General features: G+C 37.1%; 21 protein-coding genes. All 21 read right to left on the bottom strand.

Annotation, left to right across the window (positions count from 1 at the left end):
- Nucleotides 1-12: 12 nt before the first annotated feature.
- Nucleotides 13-180 (bottom strand): 50S ribosomal protein L32, encoded by a 168-nt coding sequence (gene rpmF, locus J3U63_RS10865; RefSeq protein WP_065557369.1) that lies wholly within the window; start codon nt 178-180, stop codon nt 13-15.
- Between the two features lie 4 nt (nt 181-184).
- The gene (gene yceD, locus J3U63_RS10860) at nt 185-694 is read right to left on the bottom strand and encodes a 23S rRNA accumulation protein YceD (protein ID WP_267334180.1); all 510 of its coding nucleotides are present in this window, start codon (nt 692-694) and stop codon (nt 185-187) included.
- 230 nt (nt 695-924) lie between these two features.
- Entirely contained in the window at nt 925-2,844 is a 1,920-nt protein-coding gene (locus J3U63_RS10855; protein WP_267371485.1) for a BglG family transcription antiterminator, read from the bottom strand.
- A gap of 3 nt (nt 2,845-2,847) precedes the next feature.
- Nucleotides 2,848-3,588 carry a 2-dehydro-3-deoxy-phosphogluconate aldolase gene (dagF, locus tag J3U63_RS10850; RefSeq protein WP_267371483.1) on the bottom strand — a complete coding sequence of 247 codons (741 nt, stop codon included), beginning with the start codon at nt 3,586-3,588 and terminating at the stop codon, nt 2,848-2,850.
- Complete coding sequence (locus J3U63_RS10845) at nt 3,588-4,727, bottom strand: DgaE family pyridoxal phosphate-dependent ammonia lyase (RefSeq protein ID WP_267334177.1); 1,140 nt, start codon at nt 4,725-4,727, stop codon at nt 3,588-3,590. The genes dagF and J3U63_RS10845 overlap by 1 nt, the downstream gene beginning before the upstream one ends.
- Nucleotides 4,705-5,859, bottom strand: a complete 1,155-nt coding sequence (locus J3U63_RS10840; RefSeq protein WP_267334176.1) for an amidohydrolase/deacetylase family metallohydrolase — start codon at nt 5,857-5,859, stop codon at nt 4,705-4,707. The genes J3U63_RS10845 and J3U63_RS10840 overlap by 23 nt, the downstream gene beginning before the upstream one ends.
- 51 nt (nt 5,860-5,910) lie before the next feature.
- The gene (locus J3U63_RS10835) at nt 5,911-6,564 is read right to left on the bottom strand and encodes a DUF4310 family protein (RefSeq protein ID WP_267371480.1); all 654 of its coding nucleotides are present in this window, start codon (nt 6,562-6,564) and stop codon (nt 5,911-5,913) included.
- Between the two features lie 18 nt (nt 6,565-6,582).
- Nucleotides 6,583-7,335: a DUF4311 domain-containing protein gene (locus J3U63_RS10830; RefSeq protein ID WP_267344553.1), complete on the bottom strand. Its 753-nt coding sequence runs from the start codon at nt 7,333-7,335 to the stop codon at nt 6,583-6,585.
- Nucleotides 7,336-7,355: 20 nt separating this feature from the next.
- A complete protein-coding gene (locus J3U63_RS10825; protein WP_267334173.1) occupies nt 7,356-7,652 on the bottom strand; it encodes a DUF4312 family protein in 297 nt (98 codons plus the stop codon).
- 14 nt (nt 7,653-7,666) lie between these two features.
- Nucleotides 7,667-8,035: an SFCGS family glycine-rich protein gene (locus tag J3U63_RS10820; RefSeq protein ID WP_267334172.1), complete on the bottom strand. Its 369-nt coding sequence runs from the start codon at nt 8,033-8,035 to the stop codon at nt 7,667-7,669.
- Nucleotides 8,036-8,082: 47 nt separating this feature from the next.
- On the bottom strand, nt 8,083-8,412 hold the full coding sequence (locus J3U63_RS10815) for a hypothetical protein (protein WP_267334171.1): 330 nt from the start codon (nt 8,410-8,412) through the stop codon (nt 8,083-8,085).
- A gap of 494 nt (nt 8,413-8,906) precedes the next feature.
- Nucleotides 8,907-9,791 (bottom strand): TPM domain-containing protein, encoded by an 885-nt coding sequence (locus J3U63_RS10810; protein WP_267371478.1) that lies wholly within the window; start codon nt 9,789-9,791, stop codon nt 8,907-8,909.
- A 39-nt stretch (nt 9,792-9,830) separates the two neighbouring features.
- Nucleotides 9,831-10,430: a LemA family protein gene (locus J3U63_RS10805; protein WP_267371476.1), complete on the bottom strand. Its 600-nt coding sequence runs from the start codon at nt 10,428-10,430 to the stop codon at nt 9,831-9,833.
- Between the two features lie 417 nt (nt 10,431-10,847).
- Nucleotides 10,848-11,159 (bottom strand): antibiotic biosynthesis monooxygenase family protein, encoded by a 312-nt coding sequence (locus J3U63_RS10800; RefSeq protein WP_267371474.1) that lies wholly within the window; start codon nt 11,157-11,159, stop codon nt 10,848-10,850.
- An 81-nt stretch (nt 11,160-11,240) separates the two neighbouring features.
- The gene (rpoC, locus tag J3U63_RS10795; protein WP_267334167.1) at nt 11,241-15,467 is read right to left on the bottom strand and encodes a DNA-directed RNA polymerase subunit beta'; all 4,227 of its coding nucleotides are present in this window, start codon (nt 15,465-15,467) and stop codon (nt 11,241-11,243) included.
- Nucleotides 15,468-15,558: 91 nt separating this feature from the next.
- The gene (rpoB, locus tag J3U63_RS10790; RefSeq protein ID WP_267334166.1) at nt 15,559-19,587 is read right to left on the bottom strand and encodes a DNA-directed RNA polymerase subunit beta; all 4,029 of its coding nucleotides are present in this window, start codon (nt 19,585-19,587) and stop codon (nt 15,559-15,561) included.
- A gap of 250 nt (nt 19,588-19,837) precedes the next feature.
- The gene (gene rplL, locus J3U63_RS10785; RefSeq protein WP_034884317.1) at nt 19,838-20,206 is read right to left on the bottom strand and encodes a 50S ribosomal protein L7/L12; all 369 of its coding nucleotides are present in this window, start codon (nt 20,204-20,206) and stop codon (nt 19,838-19,840) included.
- Nucleotides 20,207-20,265: 59 nt separating this feature from the next.
- On the bottom strand, nt 20,266-20,763 hold the full coding sequence (gene rplJ, locus J3U63_RS10780; protein WP_065634123.1) for a 50S ribosomal protein L10: 498 nt from the start codon (nt 20,761-20,763) through the stop codon (nt 20,266-20,268).
- Between the two features lie 231 nt (nt 20,764-20,994).
- Nucleotides 20,995-21,696, bottom strand: coding sequence for a 50S ribosomal protein L1 (gene rplA, locus J3U63_RS10775; RefSeq protein ID WP_065634122.1), 702 nt, complete (start codon nt 21,694-21,696; stop codon nt 20,995-20,997).
- Nucleotides 21,697-21,699: 3 nt separating this feature from the next.
- On the bottom strand, nt 21,700-22,128 hold the full coding sequence (rplK, locus tag J3U63_RS10770) for a 50S ribosomal protein L11 (protein WP_034884321.1): 429 nt from the start codon (nt 22,126-22,128) through the stop codon (nt 21,700-21,702).
- A 177-nt stretch (nt 22,129-22,305) separates the two neighbouring features.
- Nucleotides 22,306-23,385, bottom strand: a complete 1,080-nt coding sequence (gene fbaA / locus J3U63_RS10765; protein WP_065634121.1) for a class II fructose-bisphosphate aldolase — start codon at nt 23,383-23,385, stop codon at nt 22,306-22,308.
- Nucleotides 23,386-23,434: the final 49 nt, after the last annotated feature.

Raw genomic sequence — 23,434 nt, 5'->3', positions numbered from 1 at the left:
ATGACTAAATAATTATTTAGAAATCACTTTACGACCACGATAATAACCATCAGCGGTTACGTGATGACGTAAATGTGTTTTGCCTGATTCATCAACTGAGATATTAGCAGCAGTTAATGCATCATGAGAACGACGCATACCACGTTTTGCACGAGTTTTACGATTCTGTTGAACAGCCATGGATTTACCCCTTATTCTTTAAACTAACTAAAATTGCAAATGGATTCGGCTTTTCATTCTCAACAGGAATTTCACCAAATACCATATCTGCCTCTGACACTTCGCAGTGTTTACTATCATGTACCGGCGCAATTGGTAACGAGAGAATAATTTCGTCCTCAAGTAACGCTAATATATCGACCTCGCCAAACTCGTTCATAAAAACGGGTTCATAATGTTCCGGTAACGCCTCTGCCTGAGCATCGCTCTTAACAGGACTAAATTTATTCATCACATGAACTTCAGTGATAAAAGGTTTGAAACAACGTTGACAAATAAGCTCCAACGTTATTTTTGCATCAATTGCGATAACACAAAGTTTCTGCTCATCATAATAAAAAGACAAACTACACTCAATATCGCTTTTCAGACTTTCAACCCTTGTTGCACTTTGCGCTGGATAGTATCCAACATAATCAAGTCGTTTTTGTGCCGCTTTGACAGGGTCAATTGTTAATGGCAATTTATTTTGCATAAGATAAGCTTGCTACCTTGAAAATTATTTTATGTAGTTAAAAACTACACAATGCCGTAAGGCGCGCATCTTACCTTTAAATGACCATTTCGTCAATGGGCGCAACTAATATTATTTGTATTAGTTATTGATTATTCCCTTAATATTTTATCAAATATATTTATTTTAATTTCGTAAAAAGTTTAATATAAAAAAATGCAATTTCGACTATTAACAATACCAATGACAGTTTAAGACAATCGTCCAAAGCTATCTTTGACGATAGCTTGGAAATCTTCAAAGGTTTTACTATTTAATAAACGTTTGGTTGAACGTTCCTTCACTAAATTGACAAACAAATTATAAATTCGCATCGCATCTTCATATTCATCCTTACTAATTGCTAATAAAAAAATGACGTGTGCGACTTCATTTTTATCCCATAAAATTCCTTGTGGCGCTAATATGGTTGTCACAACCGTCTTTTTGGCCAACAGACCTACTGAGTGAGGAATAGCAATATTTTCACCTAATAATGTTGAAACAATCGCTTCACGTTCAATGACAGAATGATAAAAAGATGCATCGACATATCCTTGCTTTTCTAAACGATGACAAACCACTTTAAAAAGTTCTGATTGTGTTATTGGTTTATCCATGATAAGAAAAAATTTTTTGTCGAAAAAACGCTCGATCATATAGGGCATTGTTCTGTCTATCATAGCCAATCGCCCTAATTGCTCGAGTTGATAGGCAGTTGGAAATGGCGCTATTTTAACAATTTGCTTATCTTTTTCAGTTAAGCGTACGGTTGAGACAATAAAATCTTCCTCAATATTTGTTAACTGCTCATATTCTCGATAGGAAAGTATACGACTAATTTGAATATGTGGAAAATCACGCTTAATTTTTGATTCAATCATACGTAAGGTTGCATTACCAAGATCACTCACTAATAGTATTTGAGCATATCTTTCATGACCAGCACTATAATTACGTTCTAATGCGACACCAATGTGCACAGCCAAGTAACTGATCTCATCTTCGGTCATTTTTGATTCGGTATATTTTTCCGTATTTGCTAGTGCTGATAAGGTAATATCATAAGCAAACGGATAATATTGTTTTATTTCTTGCAATAAAGGATTTGTTGTACGAATTTGATATTTCACACGCGATAGCATCGATGAAACGTGGATTGACATATCTTCGAATAATTTTTCATCCTTCAATAAATTATAGTGATAAGTATGATTAATATAAGATAAAATATGTTTTACAAGCGCTAAACTTTTTGCTTGATTTGGCGAATCAATAATGGTGCGAGACATGATTTGAACGCATAAATAATTCAACTCAGCTTGAGAAAGTACACTACCTAAAAAATAAGAAAACTCTTCCGATATCTCTTGAGATGCGCCAATAACAGTACTATTAATCTGATCTATTTGATAATCAATTAACTCATAACCTTGCGTAATTCGGCTAATTGAAACAGCACAACTATAGAGTAAATAACTTTTTCCTTCAGCGTTTAATTTTAATTCAAAACGCTCAATTTGATCTTGCAATACCTTTGCTAAATAATCCAACTCAATATCATTTAATATATGTTTTTGAAGTCTACCAATTGTTAAAGTATCTTCCGCCATATATCGTTGCCATAAAATATCGGTTAAACATGCTCGAATGGAAGACTCTTCACCAATTAAACGCATACCATAATAGGGACGGTTTTCTAATTGCAAATTATACTTATCTAAATATTGTTTAACTTCAATCACATCATTTTGCAACGTACTACGACTTAAAAACCATTTATCAGCAATATCATCTAATTTGACAGAATTAGATTGTGTGAGAAAAGCGATTATTAAAGCAACTATCCTTTCTTTGCTTGTTCTTGGAATATTTTCTATTGAATGCGAATTAGCTAAAGCTGCATAACGTTTAGCATCAGATATTAGCAGTTGATAACCAATATTTTTAGTATAATCAATTTGCGCGCCATAATGACATAAAATATCATTAAGTGCTGAAATGTCAGTACGAATAGTACGAGTAGATACCGAAAAACGGTTAGCGAGTTCCTGTTGAGGCAGCGTTTCGTTTTTTATGGTATCAAATAAATACGCTAATCGCTGATAAGAAAACAGCACTTTAGATGACATTATTCATCCTACCAATTTTTGTGTAATTGCCAAAAGTTTTTCAACATCAGCAGTGCGCGTTTCTCCTGTCGCTTGATTAATAATAGAACTATAAATATGTGGAATAATCCTTTTCACACCAGCATCTAAAGCTATCTTCAAAATGACTTCATAGTTGTCTAAATCGATTCCCCCTGTGGGTTCGAGATAAAAATCTTGTTCAGCACAACACTTTGCCACATATTCAAATTCGGCTCGATGTTTTAACCCACCCATTGGAAAAAATTTGATTGAACTTCCGCCCATATCTTTGAGTAATGCAATTGCTGTTTCAATCGGTACCTCGCTCTTGGTAGTTTTACTACTTAACGGACCAGTAGCAATATTGACCAATCCAATTCTACCCGTTGGTGATACTAAGCCATTAATCACAGTCTCTTTTTGACCTAACAATGCACGGCTAGCTCCCACACCAGTAAAGACTTGATTGACATGTTGTGGTTGAAGTACTGCTGATATTTCAGATACCATATCTGACTGATTCGGATCGCCAGCGCCCAACCCTATTGAAATAGCATTATCAATTGCTTGCGCATATTTTTTCATATCGGTTATTGCTGATTGATTATCACAATAGTTTTTCGATAAAATACCGACTACAACATGAGTTTGTGCTGCTTCATAAACGGCTTTAGCATTATCAATTGAGTTAGCCAGAACATTTAAACAGACACGATCATTATAATAATTAGGTGTCAACTGCATTATTTTACTCCTAGTATAATACGTTTAATTTTATTATAAATAATGTCAAGTTGAGCAGAAGTTACACTACGTACATCAACATCAACTTTACCTTCGTTAGCTTTATATTCGCGAAAATAAACAGCAATTTCACCTTGCTTCATTAATTCAACTATTTCGATAGCACTTTTACCTATTACAGTGCTATCAAATGCGATTTCTGTACGAGCAATATCTCGCCCTGCACTATCCCAAACCACGTTGGCTAATACGCCAGGTAAAGAATTAAGATTATCAATAAATGGGGTCATTTTACTCACCATTTGCTGACCAGTTTCTTGCTTAGGATCGTTTACATAAAGTTCAATGGCTTTAGTTAAACCTAAAATACCTTCTTTTCCCACCTTCATTGGGCGTCCAATGCCTTGAGATTGAAGTTTTAACCATTCAATTGCTTGATGACGACCAATCACTAAACCACTTGTCGGTCCTTCAATTGCTTTTGCACCACTATAAATAACTAAATCAGCTCCTTGCTGATAATAGATATATAAATCCTCTTCTGCGGCAGCATCAACAATCAGTGGTATATTATGTTTTTTGGCAATGGTAGCTGCTTGTGCAACTGTTAACATACTTTTTTGCACGCAATGGTGTGACTTAACATATAAAATGGCTGCTGTATCAGCATTAATTAATGATTCGATATGTTCGGGTTTACATTCGTTAGCGTAACCTGCCTCAACGACAATCCCGCCACCTAAAGACACCATTGTCCCAATTGGTGCACCAAAATTGACGTTATGTCCTTTAGGAACAATAATTTCACGAGGTACATATTTATCAGACGAATGTAGATTAAATAATAGATCGCGATCATCCTTAATAATTAACCCTGCAACAGCTTGTGCTATACCTGCTGACGCACATGAAACCACGACTGCACTTTCGACATTGAGTAATTTGGCAATATATTGCCCAGTTTTATCAACTAAATCTTTGATTTCAAAATATTCGCTTAAACCATGCGATACCGCATCCACCACTTCAGGTCTTGGTGTTGAAACGCCTAAAATAGTCATACGCCCTGACGCATTAATGACCTTTTTTAAATGATATTGACTATAAACGTCTTTTTCAGTTTGAGATTGTGAGCGCATTTTTACTACCTTCTTCTGTTATTTCTATGTATAACGAATGTTTTGTCGAATCAGCAACAATCGATGCTAAAGGCACGAATTGTTCATGACATCGTCTGACTTCACCTTCTGAATCAGCTAACTCAATAGCTTGTTGTTTAATATCAAAAACAGTCAAATCAGCATCATAACCAACTGTTAACTTGCCCTTATTTTTAAGACGCAAAACTTGTGCCGCATTTTGAGTAACACTATCAATAATTTTTTTTCGGCTATAACCAAGACAAATAAACTTGGTCATCACATTTGCTAAACTAAATACGGGACCTTGTAAACGATTTTTAGAATAAATGTCGGAACTAATTGTATTAGGATAAATATCTAAGCACTTAGCACGCTCAGCAACAGCAAAGCTAAAGCTTTCTCCACCATGGCCAATATCTAAAATTACGCCACGTTCAATAGCGCGTTTGATTGAATCGCGCAAATTGTTTTGTTTATCAAATATTTGATTTGGCTTACCATTAAAACAGTGAGTAATAATATCGCCTTTAGTTAATAAATCGGCAATTTCATCTAGTTCTGGCGGATTATTCCCTACATGAATCATCAGTGGTAAACCGGTCTTTTTCTGCATCTCTTTCGCTTTGATTAATGGTAAAATACCATTTTCACCCACCACACTACGGCTCATCCTAACTTTTATTCCAATAATAAAATGAGGATATTTAGCTAAAGTTTTGTCAAATAACGCGACATCAACATCTTGCATATCGGCAAGTTCATTTTGTCTAATTAAGCCAATTTTTGAAATATTCAAAAATGAATAAACATGAGTCTGCACTTGCTGAGCTAATTGATAGAATTCATCAACATCAAGTGCACCAACACTACCTGCATCCACAACAGAAGTTACGCCCGCTTTAACCCCAATTAAATCAGGCTCATCATGATAGATGGGTGAACGCGCAAAGCAATGAGTATGAGAGTCGATCCATCCGGCACTGACATAATATTTCTGTTTTAGGTCTAAAATGCGAATAGTTGGATCTGAAATGGCACTGTCTATTTTGACAATTTTTCCTTGATAAATAGCAATGTCGGTTATCGAGTCATCAATTAATATGGCGTTTCTTATAATTAAATCATACATAAGTTGTTCCAAATCCGCTGTAATTTAACCAACTACAGCGGAGAGTTAACATTAGACAATTGGAAATATTCCACCAAAAATCATCGCACCTAAAATTGCACCACCTGTAATTGGCTTTTTCCATACATAAAAAAGTAATGCACCAAGTAAAGAGCCAATACCAATAGGAATTGAAGCTACCATAGCTGATAAAATAATCATTGGTCCTAAGAATCGTCCAGAAGCATTACCGGCACCCATCATCACATCAGCACCAAAAGTCGATCCACTGCCACTATTAACAGTAAACTTTCGGATAAGAATAATAATGGCGCCAATCATTGCACCTAACACTAATCCTGTCGCTAATGCAGCTAAAAAGTTTTCAACAGGAAAGGTATAACCACCCGCTAACAATAATGCTGGTACACCTAATCCAATACCTGTTTGTAAAGCGCCACCAATATCCAATATGCCAACTAATGAACCTTCAATAACGCGGGCAAACAAAAAACTAGCGCCAAATGCTGCAACTGCACCATAATCACCGGTTGTCATTCCTGATTTGAGCATTGCAACAAACGCAATCTCATTAAATGCACCTATACCATATACATAAAAAGTATGCGTTCCAGCAAAAATACCTGCTGATAAAAGTCCACAAATAATCGGGAATGACCAATTGGCATACCAAAAACTTTTATTAATGGTTGTTTGAGTATTCATAATGTGTTATTCCCTATATTATTTAAACCAATAAGACAGACCATCTCGAAATGAATTTATCATCTTCATATCAAAACCGCGAAAATATCCACTCATCACAAATAGAACAATGATCGCAACTAACATAATCTTCATAACACGATTCCAGCCACTGTCATCTACGCCTTTACCAATTAGGATGCCTAAAACTAAGCCCGGTACAGCATTACCCATAATCAATTGAGCAAGTCCGCCAAACAATGTCCCCCAAAAACCACTACGACGACCAGCATCTAACGCTGCCAACCAAAAGATAACAGGCATTACGGTTGCCACAAGCAGATTTGCCGCAGGGACTAATACTTTCGTCGCGGTAATTTTTAGGGAATCAGGAATAACAGAAGTGGTGGTATTTAAAAATAACACCACAATGACGCCGACAAATGCACAAGCTAATGCCATTTTTTTAGGATCATGTAGCGTTTCGGCAAGATTACGATTTTTTATCATCAGTAACGATGCTCCCCAGTTGGGAATAATTCGGTGATCGACATCTTGGGTAAAAGAGCCCGCAGCCACTGATGATGCCCATGCATTAAAAAAGAAACCAAGACCAAATGAGAAATGCGCCGCAGGATCACCTTCACAAGAATTAAGTTCGCCAAGTGTTCGAAAAGCCCCCATACCTTGATAGGTTGGCGCATGAAACATTCGAGCAGCCCCGGCACCAACGCCAAAACCACAAAGTCCACCAATAATAATAGACTTTAATGCAATAATTAGAATTTCCATCATTTCCCTTATACGTTATGTTATTCAGATTTAAATTCAATATCCGCAAGATTAACGAAACTTACATTAACAGAGACATCAAGAGTGATGTCGTAAAGGGTTCTTTTCCTTGGCAGAAAAACAAACAAAAAGCGCTCAGTTGTTATCATTTGTTTTGCTGATACAACTTGAATATCTTGTGGTTCAATACGTAATACAATATCGCCGATATGGTTAAATACCTCTTTTTGAACCTGGCTTAATGCTATTGCAAATGCCCGTTGTTTAGATTCACCTTTACCATTTACCCTGACAGACAACTGTTGTGTTTTTTTCATTTTTATCTTCACACTTATGGACGTGGATTTTTTTTCAAAAATGCTTGTGCAATACGCTTGCCAAGTTCTTGTGTATCCATAAAACCAAAACCAAGAACTTTACAACCATCATTAATTGCGGTCTCACCTTCCTCTATTGATCGCATACCATGGCGTTGTGAATAGCCATATTTATTTTGTGCAGTAATCGCACCTGCGCCGCCGCTACCGCAAAACGATAAGCCCAAATCAGCATGCTTCTCATTCATGACATCACCTAACTTCATATCAGCTGCCATACCAGGAATAACAATTGCCCTACAACCTTCTACAGAGTTAATTCCTTCGGCAATCTTTTGCCCTTTTCCCATCCTATCGCCAATAACAATGACTACTTCAGTCATACTATTTCTCCTATTAATTATTGTTTTTTAATTGTCTAGTAATCTTTTCAATTTGCCTTAGCTACCTCATAATGCACAGCCAATAAATAGGCTTCTTCCATTGGCAAATTATCAAATAATTCTACTGTTCTGCGAGCTAGCGCTAAAGATTCCTGTGAAAGTTCATCAAATAAGCTTGGATCAATTTCTGGTAATTTTTCAAGTGTTTTTGCCCGTTGCACCATAGCTTTAACGTGCGAAAGTAACATAGCCTTTTGCACATCATTTTGCGTAATTTGCTGTTCAATCAACCAGCCATTTATAATTTTAATAATTTGTGATGTAACTAATTCTGGTTCAAGATTATCCTCGATCATGCGAAACTTTATTGATGACATAACACACATAATTCTCTTCTTTTTTAAGCATGGATTAAGCGTAAATGAAACCACAATTAACGTGGATAGAGACTTTTTCCGTCAACAACAGGAAATTAATTATCATTTATCGCAATAAATGGCGTCATCTGCGTTTATAGAGGGAAAAATTAAATTAAGCCAGAATAAACAGATTGTTAAATTTGTGAGTTTGATCATAAAAATGATACATAGAGAGAGAAGTGAAGATTTTTTATTTTTGGGATTTTATACGCAAAAGTTTTGGAATTTTTGTGGTTTTGCTTAAATTCAGGGTAGGATGCTATACTGAAACGTACTTATTTCCTTAAAATTCTTGACAACGTTTTTTGATTTTTGTTCTTTAGGATCTCGGACGTGAGTAATTTTGTGATTTTTTCATTTCGGTGCAAACGTCCGAAATCCTACCATACAAAAAATCTCTTTTAAGAAATTTAAAAAATACTATACCTTTATGTATAGCGCCCTTAAAATCTTTACCAACTACCAGAAGCACCACCGCCGCCACTGCGTCCGCCGCCTCCACCACCGAATCCGCCAGAACCACCAAAACCACCACTATTACCACCAAAACCTCCGCCACCACCGCGTCGGTTAATGCCCCCTCCACTTCCTTTAGCCATTAAAATACCACTTAAAATGGTACTTGCTACAAAAGCTAAAAATAATAGTGGTAATGCAATATATAGTGGAAAGCCATGCCATAATGTAAATCCGCCAACAGAGAGTCCATTGAGTAATCCTGTGCTTAAACTTCGTTTTGCACTGATTTTGCTTGAGTTAGATAAGATAAAGTTAGCAATGACAAAACAGATAAAAAATGAGACTAATCCATAATTAAAAACAGTTGCGCCAAAGTCACTTGCTAGCAATGAATTCAGATTCTGTTGTGAGTCATCATCGGTTGTAGTGTCTGAATTATCGATTTTTTGACTTAATACGGTTAAAGCGTCGTATATGCCTTGATAATAGTTATGTTGTTTAAACTGAGGTGCAAGTTGGTCACGAATAATGTGGCTAGCAATCAAGTCGGTAATGGTGCCTTCAAGACCATAGCCGACTTCGATACGCATACGTTTATCATCTTTAACGATCAGTAACAATATGCCATTATCACGACCTTTTTTACCAATTTTCCAGTCAATAAAAACCCTATCGGCATATTGCTCAATCGTTTCATTATCAAGCTTCGCTATCATCAATATCGCAATTTGTGCACCATCAGTACGTGGTTTTTCAAACGCAATTAAACTTGATTCTAGCTTATCGATTTGTGACGATGTCAGGGTATGCGTGATATCAATAACACGTTGGCTAAATACGGGGATCTCAGTTAACCCATAACTCAGCCAACTGATCATCAATAGCACGCTGAATACAAATAACCTTTTCATTTATATTTACTGTCCAAAATTGACAGCAGGTGCATCAGAGATCTGTTTTTCATTATCAACCGTAAATTGTTGCTTAGGTTGTTGACCTAAAATATCTGCAACCCATTTAGTTGGTAGCGTACGGATATAACTGTTAAAATTTTTAACCGTTTCAATGTAGCGTCCTCTTGCTACTGTAATACGATTTTCTGTACCTTCAAGTTGGCTCATCAAATCTTGGTAAAGTGTATTAGCTTTAAGATCGGGATAATTCTCACTTACAGCAATAAGCCTGCTTAATGCTGAACTTAAATCGGATTGTGCTTGTTGGAATTTCGAAAATAAAGCAGGATCCGTTAACTGATCAGCATTAATTTGAATCAATCCAACTTTAGCTCGTGCATCAGTGACTTGTGTTAATACTTCTTTTTCATGAGTTGCATAACCTTTTACTGTATTAACCAAATTAGGCACTAAATCAGCACGTCTTTTATATTGGTTAATAACTTCTGACCAAGAAGCTGCAACCGCCTCATCTTGAGTTTGAATACTGTTATAATCTTTAAAAAAGATAAATCCACCAATAATAATGAGTACAAGAATAACTAACAAAGATTTTGATTTCATTATAAACCTCTTATAAAGTACTTAACTTTGGTTAAATGTGAATACTAAGTAATTAAGCAACGATGAAAAATAACTTATTCTGACATCCAGTTACTGCTTTAAATAACCATAATGCACAAAAGCAAATGGCGTAAAAACAACAATAGACAACTTAATCGATAAAGATGAGATTATTAGAGATAAAGACAAAAATTTATGTCGCTAACTGATTGTTATCATTCACTATATTTCAGTTGCATACCACATAGTTTAAATTAACTGTTAAATATTATATCGAGTTTTAGCAAACTTGCGAAGTATAATCGAAGGAATTTATGCAAAACACTTCATTGCTTTATTAATGGTTGCTCACAAAGCCATTTATTATAAGTATAACAATCTTTTAATTTTTACCGATAATTATAATCAGATTATTGGCTATAAAATCACTTCAAAGCATTCAAGCTCTGCTGGCGCAAAATAGATATCATGATTATTTGACCGATTATTGGTATTTCGATGAGTATGTTTGAAATGTTCAGAGTTTACCCAAGCGTCAAAATCCGCTTTAGTTTCCCACTCTGCAAAAGATGAAAATAGTGTATAGCTTTCTTCAGTTTTTCCTTGTAAGAAATAAAAACGATTAAATCCTTTCATCTCTTTCAAATGGCTATCACGATTTCGCCATATATCAATAAAAGTATCTTCGCTACCACGTTTAATTTTAAAACGATTCATGACTATATACATAAATATCTCCTTTTAATTTACTTATGTCCGATAAAAAAATAGCACGTTTACACGTGCTATTTTAAAAATTAAATCAACCAATTATTGATTGTTGTTTTCTTCCGCTGCAGAGTTAAGTAATTCAGCTAAGTTTGCTGTTGCTTCTTCAGCAGAAACAGTTGTTTGAATGTCATCAGTTGATGGCATTGCACGTTTACGTAAACGCTCTTTATGGTAAGCATAACCCGTACCAGCCGGAATTAATCGACCAACAATAACGTTTTCTTTCAAGCCACGTAATTCGTCGTTTTTACCCGCAACTGCTGCTTCAGTTAATACGCGAGTCGTTTCTTGGAACGATGCCGCAGAAATAAATGATTCAGTAGTAAGTGATGCTTTAGTAATACCAAGCAGATCATGCAAGTAAACAATTGGTTCTTTACCTTGTGCTTCAAGTTCACGATTAATAATTTTCAAGCGTGATACTTCAAGTTGTTCACCGTCAAGTAGACGAGAACCACCCGGATGAATAACTGTCGCTTTACGTAACATCTGACGAACAATGACTTCAATGTGTTTATCATTGATTTTTACACCTTGTAAGCGATAAACTTCTTGAACTTCGTTAACGATGTAACGTGTCACTGCATTAACACCACGTAAACGTAAAATGTCATGTGCAGATTCTGGACCGTCAGAAATCACATCACCACGTCCAACTTGTTCACCTTCAAATACGTTAAGTTGACGCCATTTTGGAATCATCTCTTCATATGGATCACTACCATCAAGTGGAGTGATAATTAAGCGACGTTTACCTTTGGTCTCTTTACCAAACGAGATAATACCATCGATTTCAGCAAGAATTGCTGGCTCTTTCGGTTTACGTGCTTCAAATAAGTCAGCAACGCGTGGTAAACCACCGGTAATATCTTTGGTACCAACCGATGCCTGTGGAATACGTGCAAGGGTATCACCCACATTGATTTCAGCACCATCTTCTAATTGGACTAATGCTTTACCAGGTAAGAAGTATTGCGCGAGCATTTCAGTGCCAGCAACATAAATATCATTACCTTTTGCATCCACAATCTTAATTGCCGGACGTAAATCTTTACCTACCCCAGTACGTTCAGCCACATCTAAAATTGCAATTGATGATAAACCTGTCAATTCGTCGGTTTGACGAGTAATAGTTTGACCATCAACCATATCTACAAATTTGACAAAGCCTTTCGCTTCAGAGATAACTGGCATGGTATGTGGATCCCAGTTAGCGATTGTTTCACCAGCATCAACTGTTGCGCCATTACCTTTGGTTAAAATCGAACCATAAGGAACTTTGTAAGTTTCTTTCATTCGACCCAATTCATCAATAATGGTTAACTCAGCATTACGAGATGTAATAACCAGTTTCTTATCTGGGTTAGTTACAAATTTAGCATTGGTTAATTTAATGCTACCTTTGTTTTTCACTTGAACACTCGATTCTGCTGCCGCTCGCGATGCCGCACCACCAATATGGAACGTACGCATGGTTAACTGTGTACCTGGCTCACCGATTGATTGTGCTGCAATAACACCGATTGCTTCACCTTTATTCACCAAGTGACCACGGGCAAGGTCACGACCATAACACTTCGCACAAACCCCAAAATCAGTATCACACGAAACCACAGAACGGACTTTCACACTATCAACTGATTCAGCTTCGAGTAAATCACAATAACTTTCATCAAGTAGTGTATTACGAGGAATTAAAATATCTGCACTACCTGGTTTTAATACATCTTCTGCTGTTACACGACCTAATACACGTTCACGAAGTGGCTCTTTAACATCTCCACCTTCGATAACGGGTGTCATTACTACACCTTCTAACGTGCCACAGTCATCTTCAATAACAACGAGATCTTGCGCCACATCAACTAAACGGCGAGTTAAGTAACCTGAGTTCGCTGTTTTTAATGCGGTATCGGCAAGACCTTTACGCGCACCATGGGTCGAGATAAAGTACTGAAGAACGTTCAACCCTTCACGGAAGTTTGCCGTAATTGGGGTTTCGATGATAGAACCATCCGGTTTTGCCATCAAACCACGCATACCTGCTAACTGACGAATCTGAGCGGCAGAACCACGAGCACCTGAGTCGGCCATCATATAGATGCTGTTAAAAGAAGATTGTACTTCTTCTTTGCCTTCACGGTTAGTCACTTTTTCAGTTGATAAGTTATCCATCATCGCTTTTGCAACACGTTCATTGGCTGCTGCCCAAATATCGATAACTTTATTATAACGTTCACCAGCGGTAACTAAACCTGATTGGAACTGTTCTTGAATTTCAGCAACTTCAATTTCAGCTTCATTGATGATTTGCGATTTTTTCGCTGGAATTTCCATATCATCAATACCAACTGATACACCTGAACGAGCAGCATAAGCAAATCCAGTGTACATTATTTGGTCAGCCAAAATGACGGTTTCTTTCATACCTAATTGACGATAACAGATATTCAAGATACGAGAAATCGCTTTTTTACCTAGTGGTTGGTTAATCACAGAGAAGCTCATACCTTTCGGCATAATTAACCATAAGATAGCACGACCAACTGTAGTATCTACCACAGAGGTTGTTTCTTCCCACTCACCAACACTGTTACGTTGGCTTTCTGTTATACGTACTTTAACTTTCGCATGTAACTCAACTAAACCTAAACGATACAGTTTTTCTGCTTCTTTAGGACCAGTTAAAACCATGCCTTCACCTTTCGCATTGATTTTGTCACGCGTCATGTAGTAAAGACCTAATACCACGTCCTGAGAAGGAACAATAATAGGCTCACCGCTCGCAGGTGAAAGGATATTATTGGTTGACATCATCAACGCACGCGCTTCTAATTGCGCTTCTAACGTCAATGGAACGTGCACCGCCATTTGGTCACCATCGAAGTCAGCATTGAATGCCGCACAAACTAATGGGTGTAATTGAATCGCTTTACCTTCAATTAGAATAGGTTCAAATGCCTGAATACCTAATCTATGTAGTGTCGGCGCACGGTTTAGTAATACTGGATGTTCACGAATAACTTCATCTAAGATATCCCAAACAATTGCATCTTCACGCTCAACCATTTTCTTGGCTGCTTTAATGGTAGTTGCATAACCACGACGCTCTAATTTACCGTAAATAAATGGTTTGAATAGTTCAAGTGCCATTTTCTTCGGTAAACCACATTGATGTAATCGTAAATATGGACCTACAGTAATTACAGAACGACCCGAGTAATCGACACGTTTACCTAATAAGTTTTGACGGAAACGACCTTGCTTACCTTTAATCATATCGGCAAGTGATTTTAATGGACGTTTGTTTGAACCAGTAATAGCACGACCACGGCGACCATTATCTAATAATGCGTCGACAGATTCTTGTAACATACGTTTTTCATTACGTACAATAATATCTGGCGCAGCTAAGTCTAATAAACGTTTTAAACGGTTATTACGGTTGATCACTCGACGATAAAGATCATTTAAATCTGATGTTGCAAAACGTCCGCCATCAAGTGGTACTAATGGACGTAAATCAGGTGGCAACACAGGTAATACGTTTAAGATCATCCATTCAGGTTTATTTTCTGATTGAATGAATGCTTCGATAATCTTAATCCGTTTAGTGATTTTTTTCCGTTTTGTTTCAGAGTTTGTCGTTGAAAGTTCGTCACGTAGTGCTTCACATTCCGCTTGCACATCAATATTACGTAATAATTCTTGAATAGCTTCCGCGCCCATACGAGCATCAAATTCATCGCCAAACTCTTCTAACGCATCTAAATATTGTTCTTCTGTTAAGATTTGACCACGTTCTAAGTTTGTCATTCCGCCGTCAAGAACCATAAATGATTCAAAATAAAGCACACGTTCAATGTCACGAAGTGGCATATCTAATAATAGACCAATACGTGATGGTAATGATTTTAAGAACCAGATATGTGCAGTTGGTGATGCAAGCTCAATATGCCCCATACGTTCACGACGCACTTTAGCTTGTGTGACTTCAACGCCACATTTTTCACAAATTACACCACGATGTTTTAAACGTTTATATTTTCCACATAAACATTCATAATCTTTAACGGGTCCAAAAATACGCGCACAAAATAATCCATCACGTTCAGGTTTGAACGTACGATAGTTAATTGTTTCAGGTTTTTTAACTTCACCAAAAGACCATGAACGAATCATATCAGGAGAAGCAAGGCCTATCTTGATAGCATCAAAGTCTTCTGTTTTTGTTTGTGCTTTTAGAAACTTTAGTAAGTCTTTCACAATTGGCTCCTATGGAGTTAAACCAATTAGATAACTTATCATTGCTGATAAGTTATCCCTATAAATAGAAATCATTTTTAGTTAGTGAAGATTACTCTTCATCTAACTCGATATTAATACCTAGCGAACGAATCTCTTTTAACAATACATTAAATGATTCTGGAATCGCAGGTTCCATACGATGATCACCATCTACAATATTTTTATACATCTTAGTACGGCCGTTTACGTCATCTGATTTGACCGTTAGCATTTCTTGTAGTGTGTAAGCAGCACCATAAGCTTCAAGTGCCCATACTTCCATCTCACCGAAACGCTGACCACCAAATTGAGCTTTACCACCCAATGGCTGTTGAGTAACCAGACTATATGAACCTGTAGAACGTGCATGCATCTTATCATCAACTAAGTGATTTAATTTAAGCATGTACATATAACCTACCGTTACCGGACGTTCAAACTGTTCACCCGTACGGCCATCATATAATGTAATTTGACCTGAAGTCGGTAAATCACCCAATTCTAGTAATGACTTGATTTCTTGCTCTTTTGCACCATCAAATACTGGTGTAGCAAGTGGCATACCATTACGTAAATTTTGTGCCAATGTCATCACTTCTTGATCGGTAAATTCTGCAACATTAACTTTTTGTGCAGCACCTAAACCAAGATCGTATGCTTTTTGGATAAACTCACGTAATTTAGCAAGTTCTTGCTGTTCTTTAAGCATTGTATCAATTTTTTGACCAATACCTTTAGCCGCCATACCTAAGTGGGTTTCGAGAATCTGTCCAATATTCATACGTGATGGAACCCCTAGTGGGTTTAACACGATATCAACTGGACGTCCTTTATCATCATATGGCATATCTTCAATTGGGTTGATTTTTGAGATAACCCCTTTGTTACCATGGCGACCCGCCATCTTATCACCAGGCTGAATTTGACGTTTAACCGCTAAATAAACTTTAACAATTTTGAGCACTCCAGGTTGTAAATCATCACCTTGAGTAATCTTCATGCGTTTAGCTTCAAGTTTTTTGTTAAACTCAACTTTAATTTCTTCGTGCTGCTCGGCAAGTTGCTCTAATTGTGCTTGCTTATCTTCATTAGCAATCCCAATAGTTAACCATTTTTCACGTGGCAGAGCATCTAATTTATCTGCTTTGATACCACCAGAAATTAACACATCACGAATACGTGCAAACAATGCTGCTTCTAAGATCTTAAGTTCTTCAGTCAAATCTTTTCGTGCTTGTTTAAGCTGCATCTCTTCGATTTCAAGTGCACGTTTATCTTTTTGTACACCATCACGCGTAAAGACTTGAACATCAATAACTGTACCAGAAACACCATTTGGTACACGTAATGAAGTATCTTTAACATCAGATGCTTTTTCACCGAAAATAGCACGTAGTAATTTCTCTTCTGGTGTTAATTGTGTTTCACCTTTAGGCGTCACTTTACCAACCAGAATATCACCACCTTTTACTTCAGCGCCGATATAAACAATACCAGACTCATCGAGTTTAGAAAGTGCTGCTTCACCCACATTTGGAATATCAGCAGTAATCTCTTCAGCACCTAATTTAGTATCACGAGATACACAAGATAACTCTTGAATATGAATCGAGGTGAAACGGTCATCTTGTACCACTTTTTCAGAGACTAAAATCGAATCCTCAAAGTTATAACCATTCCATGGCATAAATGCCACGCGCATATTTTGACCAAGTGCTAACTCGCCTAAATCCGTTGATGGACCATCTGCAAGCACATCGCCACGCTCAACTTTTTCACCTAACTCCACACATGGAATTTGGTTAATACAAGTATTTTGGTTAGAACGGGTGTATTTGGTTAAGTTATAAATATCAATCCCTGTTTCACCAGCATACATTTCGTCAGCATTGACATTGATTACGATACGTGATGCATCAACATATTGAACAGTACCACCTCGACGAGCAACAGCAGTTACACCTGAGTCAACCGCAACTGCACGTTCCATACCTGTACCAACAAATGGTTTTTCCGCTTTTAATGTCGGTACTGCTTGACGTTGCATGTTTGCACCCATCAAGGCACGGTTCGCATCATCGTGCTCAAGGAATGGGATTAATGAAGCACCAACAGAAACGATTTGTTGTGTTGATACGTCCATATAATGAACTTGTTCCGGGCTATATAAACCAGATTCACCATTTAAACGACAAGTCACTAAATCTTCTTTAAAACGACCATCATCATCTAAATTTGAGTTTGCCTGTGCAATAACAAATTCACTTTCATCGATTGCTGATAAATAGTTAATCTCATCAGTTACAACGCCATCAATGACTCGGCGATATGGGGTTTCTAAGAATCCATACTCATTAGTACGAGCATACACCGCCAATGAGTTAATCAAACCAATGTTTGGACCTTCAGGTGTTTCAATCGGACATACGCGACCATAATGAGTTGGATGTACGTCACGCACCTCAAAGCCTGCACGTTCACGCGTTAAACCACCCGGACCTAAGGCAGAAATACGACGTTTATGCGTAATTTCAGATAATGGATTGTTTTGATCCATGAACTGCGATAACTGACTCGAACCAAAGAATTCGCGAATTGCCGCTGAAATTGGTTTAGCATTAATCATATCTTGTGGCATTAATGAATCAAGATCGCCTAAAGATAGACGCTCTTTTACAGCTCGCTCAACACGAACTAAACCAATACGGAATTGGTTTTCTGCCATTTCACCAACACTACGAATACGACGATTACCTAAATGGTCGATATCATCCACTTCGCCATGACCATTACGGATAGCGATAAGTTTCTTCATGACATCAACGATATCGCCTTTGGTTAACACGCTTTCGCCTTCGATATCTTCACGCCCTAAAGAACGATTAAACTTCATACGACCTACTGCTGATAAGTCATAACGTTCGTCAGAGAAGAATAGATTATCAAATAGTGCTTCAGCTGCTTCTTTTGTTGGTGGCTCACCAGGGCGCATCATACGATAAATTTCAACTAATGCACCTAAACGGTCACGAGTTGAATCAACATTTAATGTTTCAGAAATGAATGCACCATGATCTAAATCATTGGTAAATAATGTTTCAATTTTTTTATGGCCAGCATTGGTTAATTCAAGCAATAGCTCTAACGAAATTGGCGTGTTAGCAAAAGCAATAACTTCACCAGTCTCTTCATTAACATAATTTTTTGCTAATACTTTATTAACGATATATTCAACTGGTACATCAATCTTAGTTACTTTATCTTTTTCTAGTTCACGAATGTGGCGTGCGGTTATACGACGGCCTTTTTCAGCATAAACTTTACCTTTTGATTCAATATCAAACAGAGCCGTTTCACCACGTAAACGCTCAGGAACCAGATCCATTTTTAATTTTGATTTGCCAACTTCAAAAATAGTTTTTTCAAAGAAAATATCTAAAATTTCTTCTGTTTCATAACCAAGCGCTCGTAAAATAATTGTCGCTGGAAGTTTACGACGACGGTCAATACGAGCAAAAAGATTGTCTTTTGGATCAAATTCGAAATCAAGCCAAGAGCCACGATAAGGAATAATCCGCGCATTATATAAAACTTTACCAGAAGAGTGCGTTTTACCTTTATCACTATCAAAGAACACACCCGGACTACGATGTAATTGTGAAACGATAACACGTTCAGTGCCGTTAATCACAAATGTACCATTATCCGTCATTAAAGGAATTTCGCCCATATAGACGTCTTGCTCTTTAATATCTTTAACTGTTCCTTCTGGCGCATCTTTATCATAAATAACTAAACGTAATTTAACGCGCAACGGTGCTGAGTAAGTGATCCCTCTAATTTGACATTCTTTAACATCAAACACAGGTTCGCCCATTTTAAAGCTCACGTATTGTAACTCAGCGTTACCACTATAACTTTTTATCGGAAATATTGAACGAAAAGCGGCTTCTAAGCCGTACTGACCTTCTGGATCTTGCTCAATAAATTTCTGGAACGAATCAAGTTGAATAGAAAGAAGATACGGTATATCCAAGACTTGTGGACGTTTACCAAAATTCTTACGAATTCGTTTTTTCTCGGTATAAGAGTAAACCATTAGTTCCTCAACTTGCTTATCTGCTATTTTAGCATGATTAAATATTCATCAGGGGTATTACTATCTATCAAATAAGAACGCCTGACACCTCATCGAAAATATCTATAAATATCAATTGATTAGGCTTAATAAATATACTATTTCTTTATTACTTTTTATTGATAGTCTTCAAATAAAATTCTTTGACTTTTTACAGCGCAAAAAGGCTGGAGGTAAAAACCCCCAGCCACTTAGCTTACAATTGATAAACTTATTTAAGTTCGACAACTGCACCAGATTCTTCAAGTGCCTTTTTAAGTTCATCTGCATCAGCTTTGCTAACGCCTTCTTTAACTGTTGCTGGAGCTGATTCAACAAGATCTTTCGCTTCTTTTAAGCCTAAACCTGTTGCACCACGAACCGCTTTGATAACAGCGACTTTGTTAGCGCCAACATCTTTTAAGATTACATCAAATTCAGTTTTTTCTTCTGCTGCTTCAGCTGGACCAGCTGCTGCAACTGCTACAGCTGCCGCTGCAGAAACGCCAAATTTTTCTTCCATCATTGATACAAGTTCAACAACATCCATTACAGACATTTCAGCAACTGCATCTAAAATTTGTTCTTTAGTGATAGACATAATATAGTTTCCCAAATTTACAATTTTTTAATTAATAATATTCACAATCACACTGCCAATTAAGCAGCTTGTTTTTGATCGCGAACTGCTGCAAGAGTACGAACCAATTTGCCAGCTGCGGCTTCTTTCATGGTTGACATCAAGCGAGCTAATGCTTCTTCATAAGTAGGTAATGTTGCTAAGCGATCAATGTTCGCTGCAGTAATCAACTCACCTTCAAAGGCTGCGGCTTTAATCTCAAATTTTTCATTTTCTTTTGCAAACGCTTTAAAAATACGCGCAGCAGCACCTGGGTGCTCATTTGAAAATGCAATAAGAGTTGGACCAACAAACGCATCTTTTAAGCACTCGTATTGAGTTCCCTCAACAACGCGGCGTAATAAGGTGTTACGAACAACACGCATATAAACACCCGCTTCACGAGCAGATTTACGTAATGCAGTCATCTTTTCTACAGTTACGCCACGAGAATCAGCAACAACTGCAGATAGCGCACCTTTGGCGATTTCATTAACTTCAGCAACAATTTCTTGTTTATTTTGAAGATTTAGTGCCATTGGTATTGCTCCTGGATTATATACTAGGCAAAGCCTAGACTTATTTTAACTAACTACACATGTAGCTAGCACAACCACGATGAGCAGAATCCCTCTATTATATCTTATCAGGTTCTGTCACCGTCTACGTAGGAAGATTAAGTAATTAAATATCAATTACACCTACGGTCTTGGACGGGGTCTGGTTAAGGCCAGACACCAACCGATTTTTTTGTTTAATTATCGAAATAATTAAACTGTTGCATTTAATGTCGCTTGATCGATAGCAACACCTGCGCCCATTGTAGTAGATAGGCTAACTTTCTTCACAAATACACCTTTAGCAGATGCAGGTTTTGCTCGTTTTAACGCAACAAGTAATGCTTCTAAATTCTCTTTAAGTTTATCTGCATCAAAATCAGCTTTACCGATAGTGGTATGGATAATACCATTTTTATCATTACGGTAACGAATTTGACCAGCTTTAGCGTTTTTGACTGCTTCAGCAACGTTAGGTGTTACAGTACCCACTTTAGGGTTTGGCATTAAACCACGAGGCCCTAAAATTTGACCTAATTGACCAACAACACGCATAGCATCTGGTGATGCGATAACCACGTCAAAATTCATTTCGCCTTTTTTGATTTGATCCGCTAAATCGTCCATACCCACTAATTCAGCGCCAGCTTCTTTAGCGGCATCAGCGTTTGCACCTTGAGTAAAGACTGCAACACGAATACTACGACCGGTTCCGTGTGGAAGTACAATTGCACCACGCACATTTTGGTCTGATTTACGTGAATCAATACCTAAATTAACTGCAACATCAACGCTTTCTGTAAATTTAGCAGTGGCAAGTTCTTTTAATAAAGCAATTGCTTCGTTGATATCATATTGTTTAGTCGCATTCACTTTTTCGCGGATAAGTTTAGCTTTTTTAGATAGTTTAGCCATGAATTAACCCTCCACTTCCAAGCCCATTGAACGTGCAGTCCCTTCAATAGAACGCATCATCGTTTCAATGGTAGCACCATTCATATCTGCAGCTTTTAATTCAGCGATTTCGCGAATTTGCGCACTCGTTACTTTACCTACTTTTTTCTTGTTAGGTTCGCCAGAACCAGACTTGATTTTAGCAGCTTTCTTTAATAATACTGCCGCAGGTGGAGTTTTAGTAACAAAAGTAAATGAACGATCAGAATAGACTGTAATAACAACAGGAATAGGTAGACCTTTTTCCATGCTTTCTGTTTTTGCATTAAATGCTTTACAGAATTCCATAATATTAACACCGTGTTGACCAAGTGCTGGACCAACTGGTGGACTAGGATTTGCTGCACCAGCTGCAACTTGCAACTTGATGTAAGCTTGTACTTTTTTTGCCATTTTTAGTTTCCTTTTCTCGGGTGCAAACGCCTCTATTAATAAATAGACAGCTCCCCTAAGTTAAATGAGGGCAGAATTATCCTACAATCGATTAATAAATGCAAGATTTATTTATTACACATAAAAGCAGGCAATATTTACCGCCTGCTTTTATTTAATAACAATGTTATTCAAGAATTAAAGTACATTAATTGCATTAAGCTCTTTAAATGCAAGTTCTAAACGTGCAACTAATGATTCTTGTCCTTTACGTAACCATACACGTGGATCGTAATATTTTTTATTTGGAGCATCAGGTCCTTCTGGGTTGCCTAATTGACCTTGTAAATATGCTTCGTTGGCTTTGTAATAATCTAAAATACCAGCCCAGTTTGCCCATTGCGTATCAGTATCGATATTCATTTTAACAACACCGTAACTAACTGCTTCAGCAATTTCTTCAGGAGTAGAGCCTGAACCACCATGGAATACAAAATTCAATGATTTTTCAGGTAAGCTAAATTTTTCAGAAACATATTTTTGTGAATTATCGAGAATTTTTGGTGTTAACTTAACATTTCCTGGTTTATACACACCATGAACATTACCAAATGATGCTGCGATAGTAAAACGTGGACTAATTGCACTTAGACGTTCATAAGCATAAGCGACATCTTCAGGTTGAGTATAAAGTGCTGAACTATCCATATGGCTATTATCAACACCATCTTCTTCACCACCAGTACAACCAAGCTCTAACTCTAATGTCATTTTCATTGCTGACATACGAGCAAGGTATTGGCAACAAATATCAATATTGTCTTTTAAAGTTTCTTCTGATAGATCGATCATGTGAGAAGAAAATAGTGGTTTGCCAGTTTTAGCAAAATGCGTTTCGCCAGCATCAAGTAACCCATCAACCCAAGGCAGTAATTTTTTTGCACAGTGATCGGTATGAACAATCACTGGTACACCATATTTTTCAGCCATTAAATGCACATGTTTAGCACCAGATACAGCACCTAACACTGCACATTCTTGACCTTCAAGTTTTAAACCTTTACCCGCAATAAATTGTGCACCGCCATTAGAAAATTGCACAATAACAGGCGAACCAACTTTAGCTGCTGTTTCAATAACCGCATTGATTGTATTAGTGTCAACACAGTTTACAGCTGGTAATGCAAAATTATTTTCTCGTGCAATTTGAAATACTTTTTGCACATCATCACCAGTTACCACACCAGGTTTAACAACATCAGAAATCTTTGTAGCCATTTTATTACCTATAAATTTATTTATATAAAAAGTAAAGGATGAGTGATTG

The sequence above is a fragment of the Gilliamella sp. B2838 genome (genome assembly GCF_026536185.1).
Classification (GTDB): domain Bacteria; phylum Pseudomonadota; class Gammaproteobacteria; order Enterobacterales; family Orbaceae; genus Gilliamella.
This window is presented reverse-complemented; position numbering and strand designations above follow the sequence as displayed.

Bases quoted from the DNA above. Each gene is read 5' to 3' on its own strand.
- rplA (WP_065634122.1), bottom strand. From the start codon at position 21,696: ATGGCTAAACTATCTAAAAAAGCTAAACTTATCCGCGAAAAAGTGAAT.
- dagF (WP_267371483.1), bottom strand. From the start codon at position 3,588: ATGCAGTTGACACCTAATTATTATAATGATCGTGTCTGTTTAAATGTT.
- rpoB (WP_267334166.1), bottom strand. From the start codon at position 19,587: ATGGTTTACTCTTATACCGAGAAAAAACGAATTCGTAAGAATTTTGGT.
- J3U63_RS10830 (WP_267344553.1), bottom strand. From the start codon at position 7,335: ATGGAAATTCTAATTATTGCATTAAAGTCTATTATTATTGGTGGACTT.
- J3U63_RS10810 (WP_267371478.1), bottom strand. From the start codon at position 9,791: ATGATCAGTTGGCTGAGTTATGGGTTAACTGAGATCCCCGTATTTAGC.
- rplJ (WP_065634123.1), bottom strand. From the start codon at position 20,763: ATGGCACTAAATCTTCAAAATAAACAAGAAATTGTTGCTGAAGTTAAT.
- J3U63_RS10815 (WP_267334171.1), bottom strand. From the start codon at position 8,412: ATGTCATCAATAAAGTTTCGCATGATCGAGGATAATCTTGAACCAGAA.
- yceD (WP_267334180.1), bottom strand. From the start codon at position 694: ATGCAAAATAAATTGCCATTAACAATTGACCCTGTCAAAGCGGCACAA.
- J3U63_RS10840 (WP_267334176.1), bottom strand. From the start codon at position 5,859: ATGTATGATTTAATTATAAGAAACGCCATATTAATTGATGACTCGATA.
- fbaA (WP_065634121.1), bottom strand. From the start codon at position 23,385: ATGGCTACAAAGATTTCTGATGTTGTTAAACCTGGTGTGGTAACTGGT.
- J3U63_RS10835 (WP_267371480.1), bottom strand. From the start codon at position 6,564: ATGAATACTCAAACAACCATTAATAAAAGTTTTTGGTATGCCAATTGG.
- rpmF (WP_065557369.1), bottom strand. From the start codon at position 180: ATGGCTGTTCAACAGAATCGTAAAACTCGTGCAAAACGTGGTATGCGT.
- J3U63_RS10820 (WP_267334172.1), bottom strand. From the start codon at position 8,035: ATGACTGAAGTAGTCATTGTTATTGGCGATAGGATGGGAAAAGGGCAA.
- rplL (WP_034884317.1), bottom strand. From the start codon at position 20,206: ATGTCTATCACTAAAGAACAAATTTTAGATGCAGTTGCTGAAATGTCT.
- J3U63_RS10800 (WP_267371474.1), bottom strand. From the start codon at position 11,159: ATGTATATAGTCATGAATCGTTTTAAAATTAAACGTGGTAGCGAAGAT.
- J3U63_RS10805 (WP_267371476.1), bottom strand. From the start codon at position 10,430: ATGAAATCAAAATCTTTGTTAGTTATTCTTGTACTCATTATTATTGGT.
- J3U63_RS10855 (WP_267371485.1), bottom strand. From the start codon at position 2,844: ATGTCATCTAAAGTGCTGTTTTCTTATCAGCGATTAGCGTATTTATTT.
- rplK (WP_034884321.1), bottom strand. From the start codon at position 22,128: ATGGCAAAAAAAGTACAAGCTTACATCAAGTTGCAAGTTGCAGCTGGT.
- J3U63_RS10845 (WP_267334177.1), bottom strand. From the start codon at position 4,727: ATGCGCTCACAATCTCAAACTGAAAAAGACGTTTATAGTCAATATCAT.
- J3U63_RS10825 (WP_267334173.1), bottom strand. From the start codon at position 7,652: ATGAAAAAAACACAACAGTTGTCTGTCAGGGTAAATGGTAAAGGTGAA.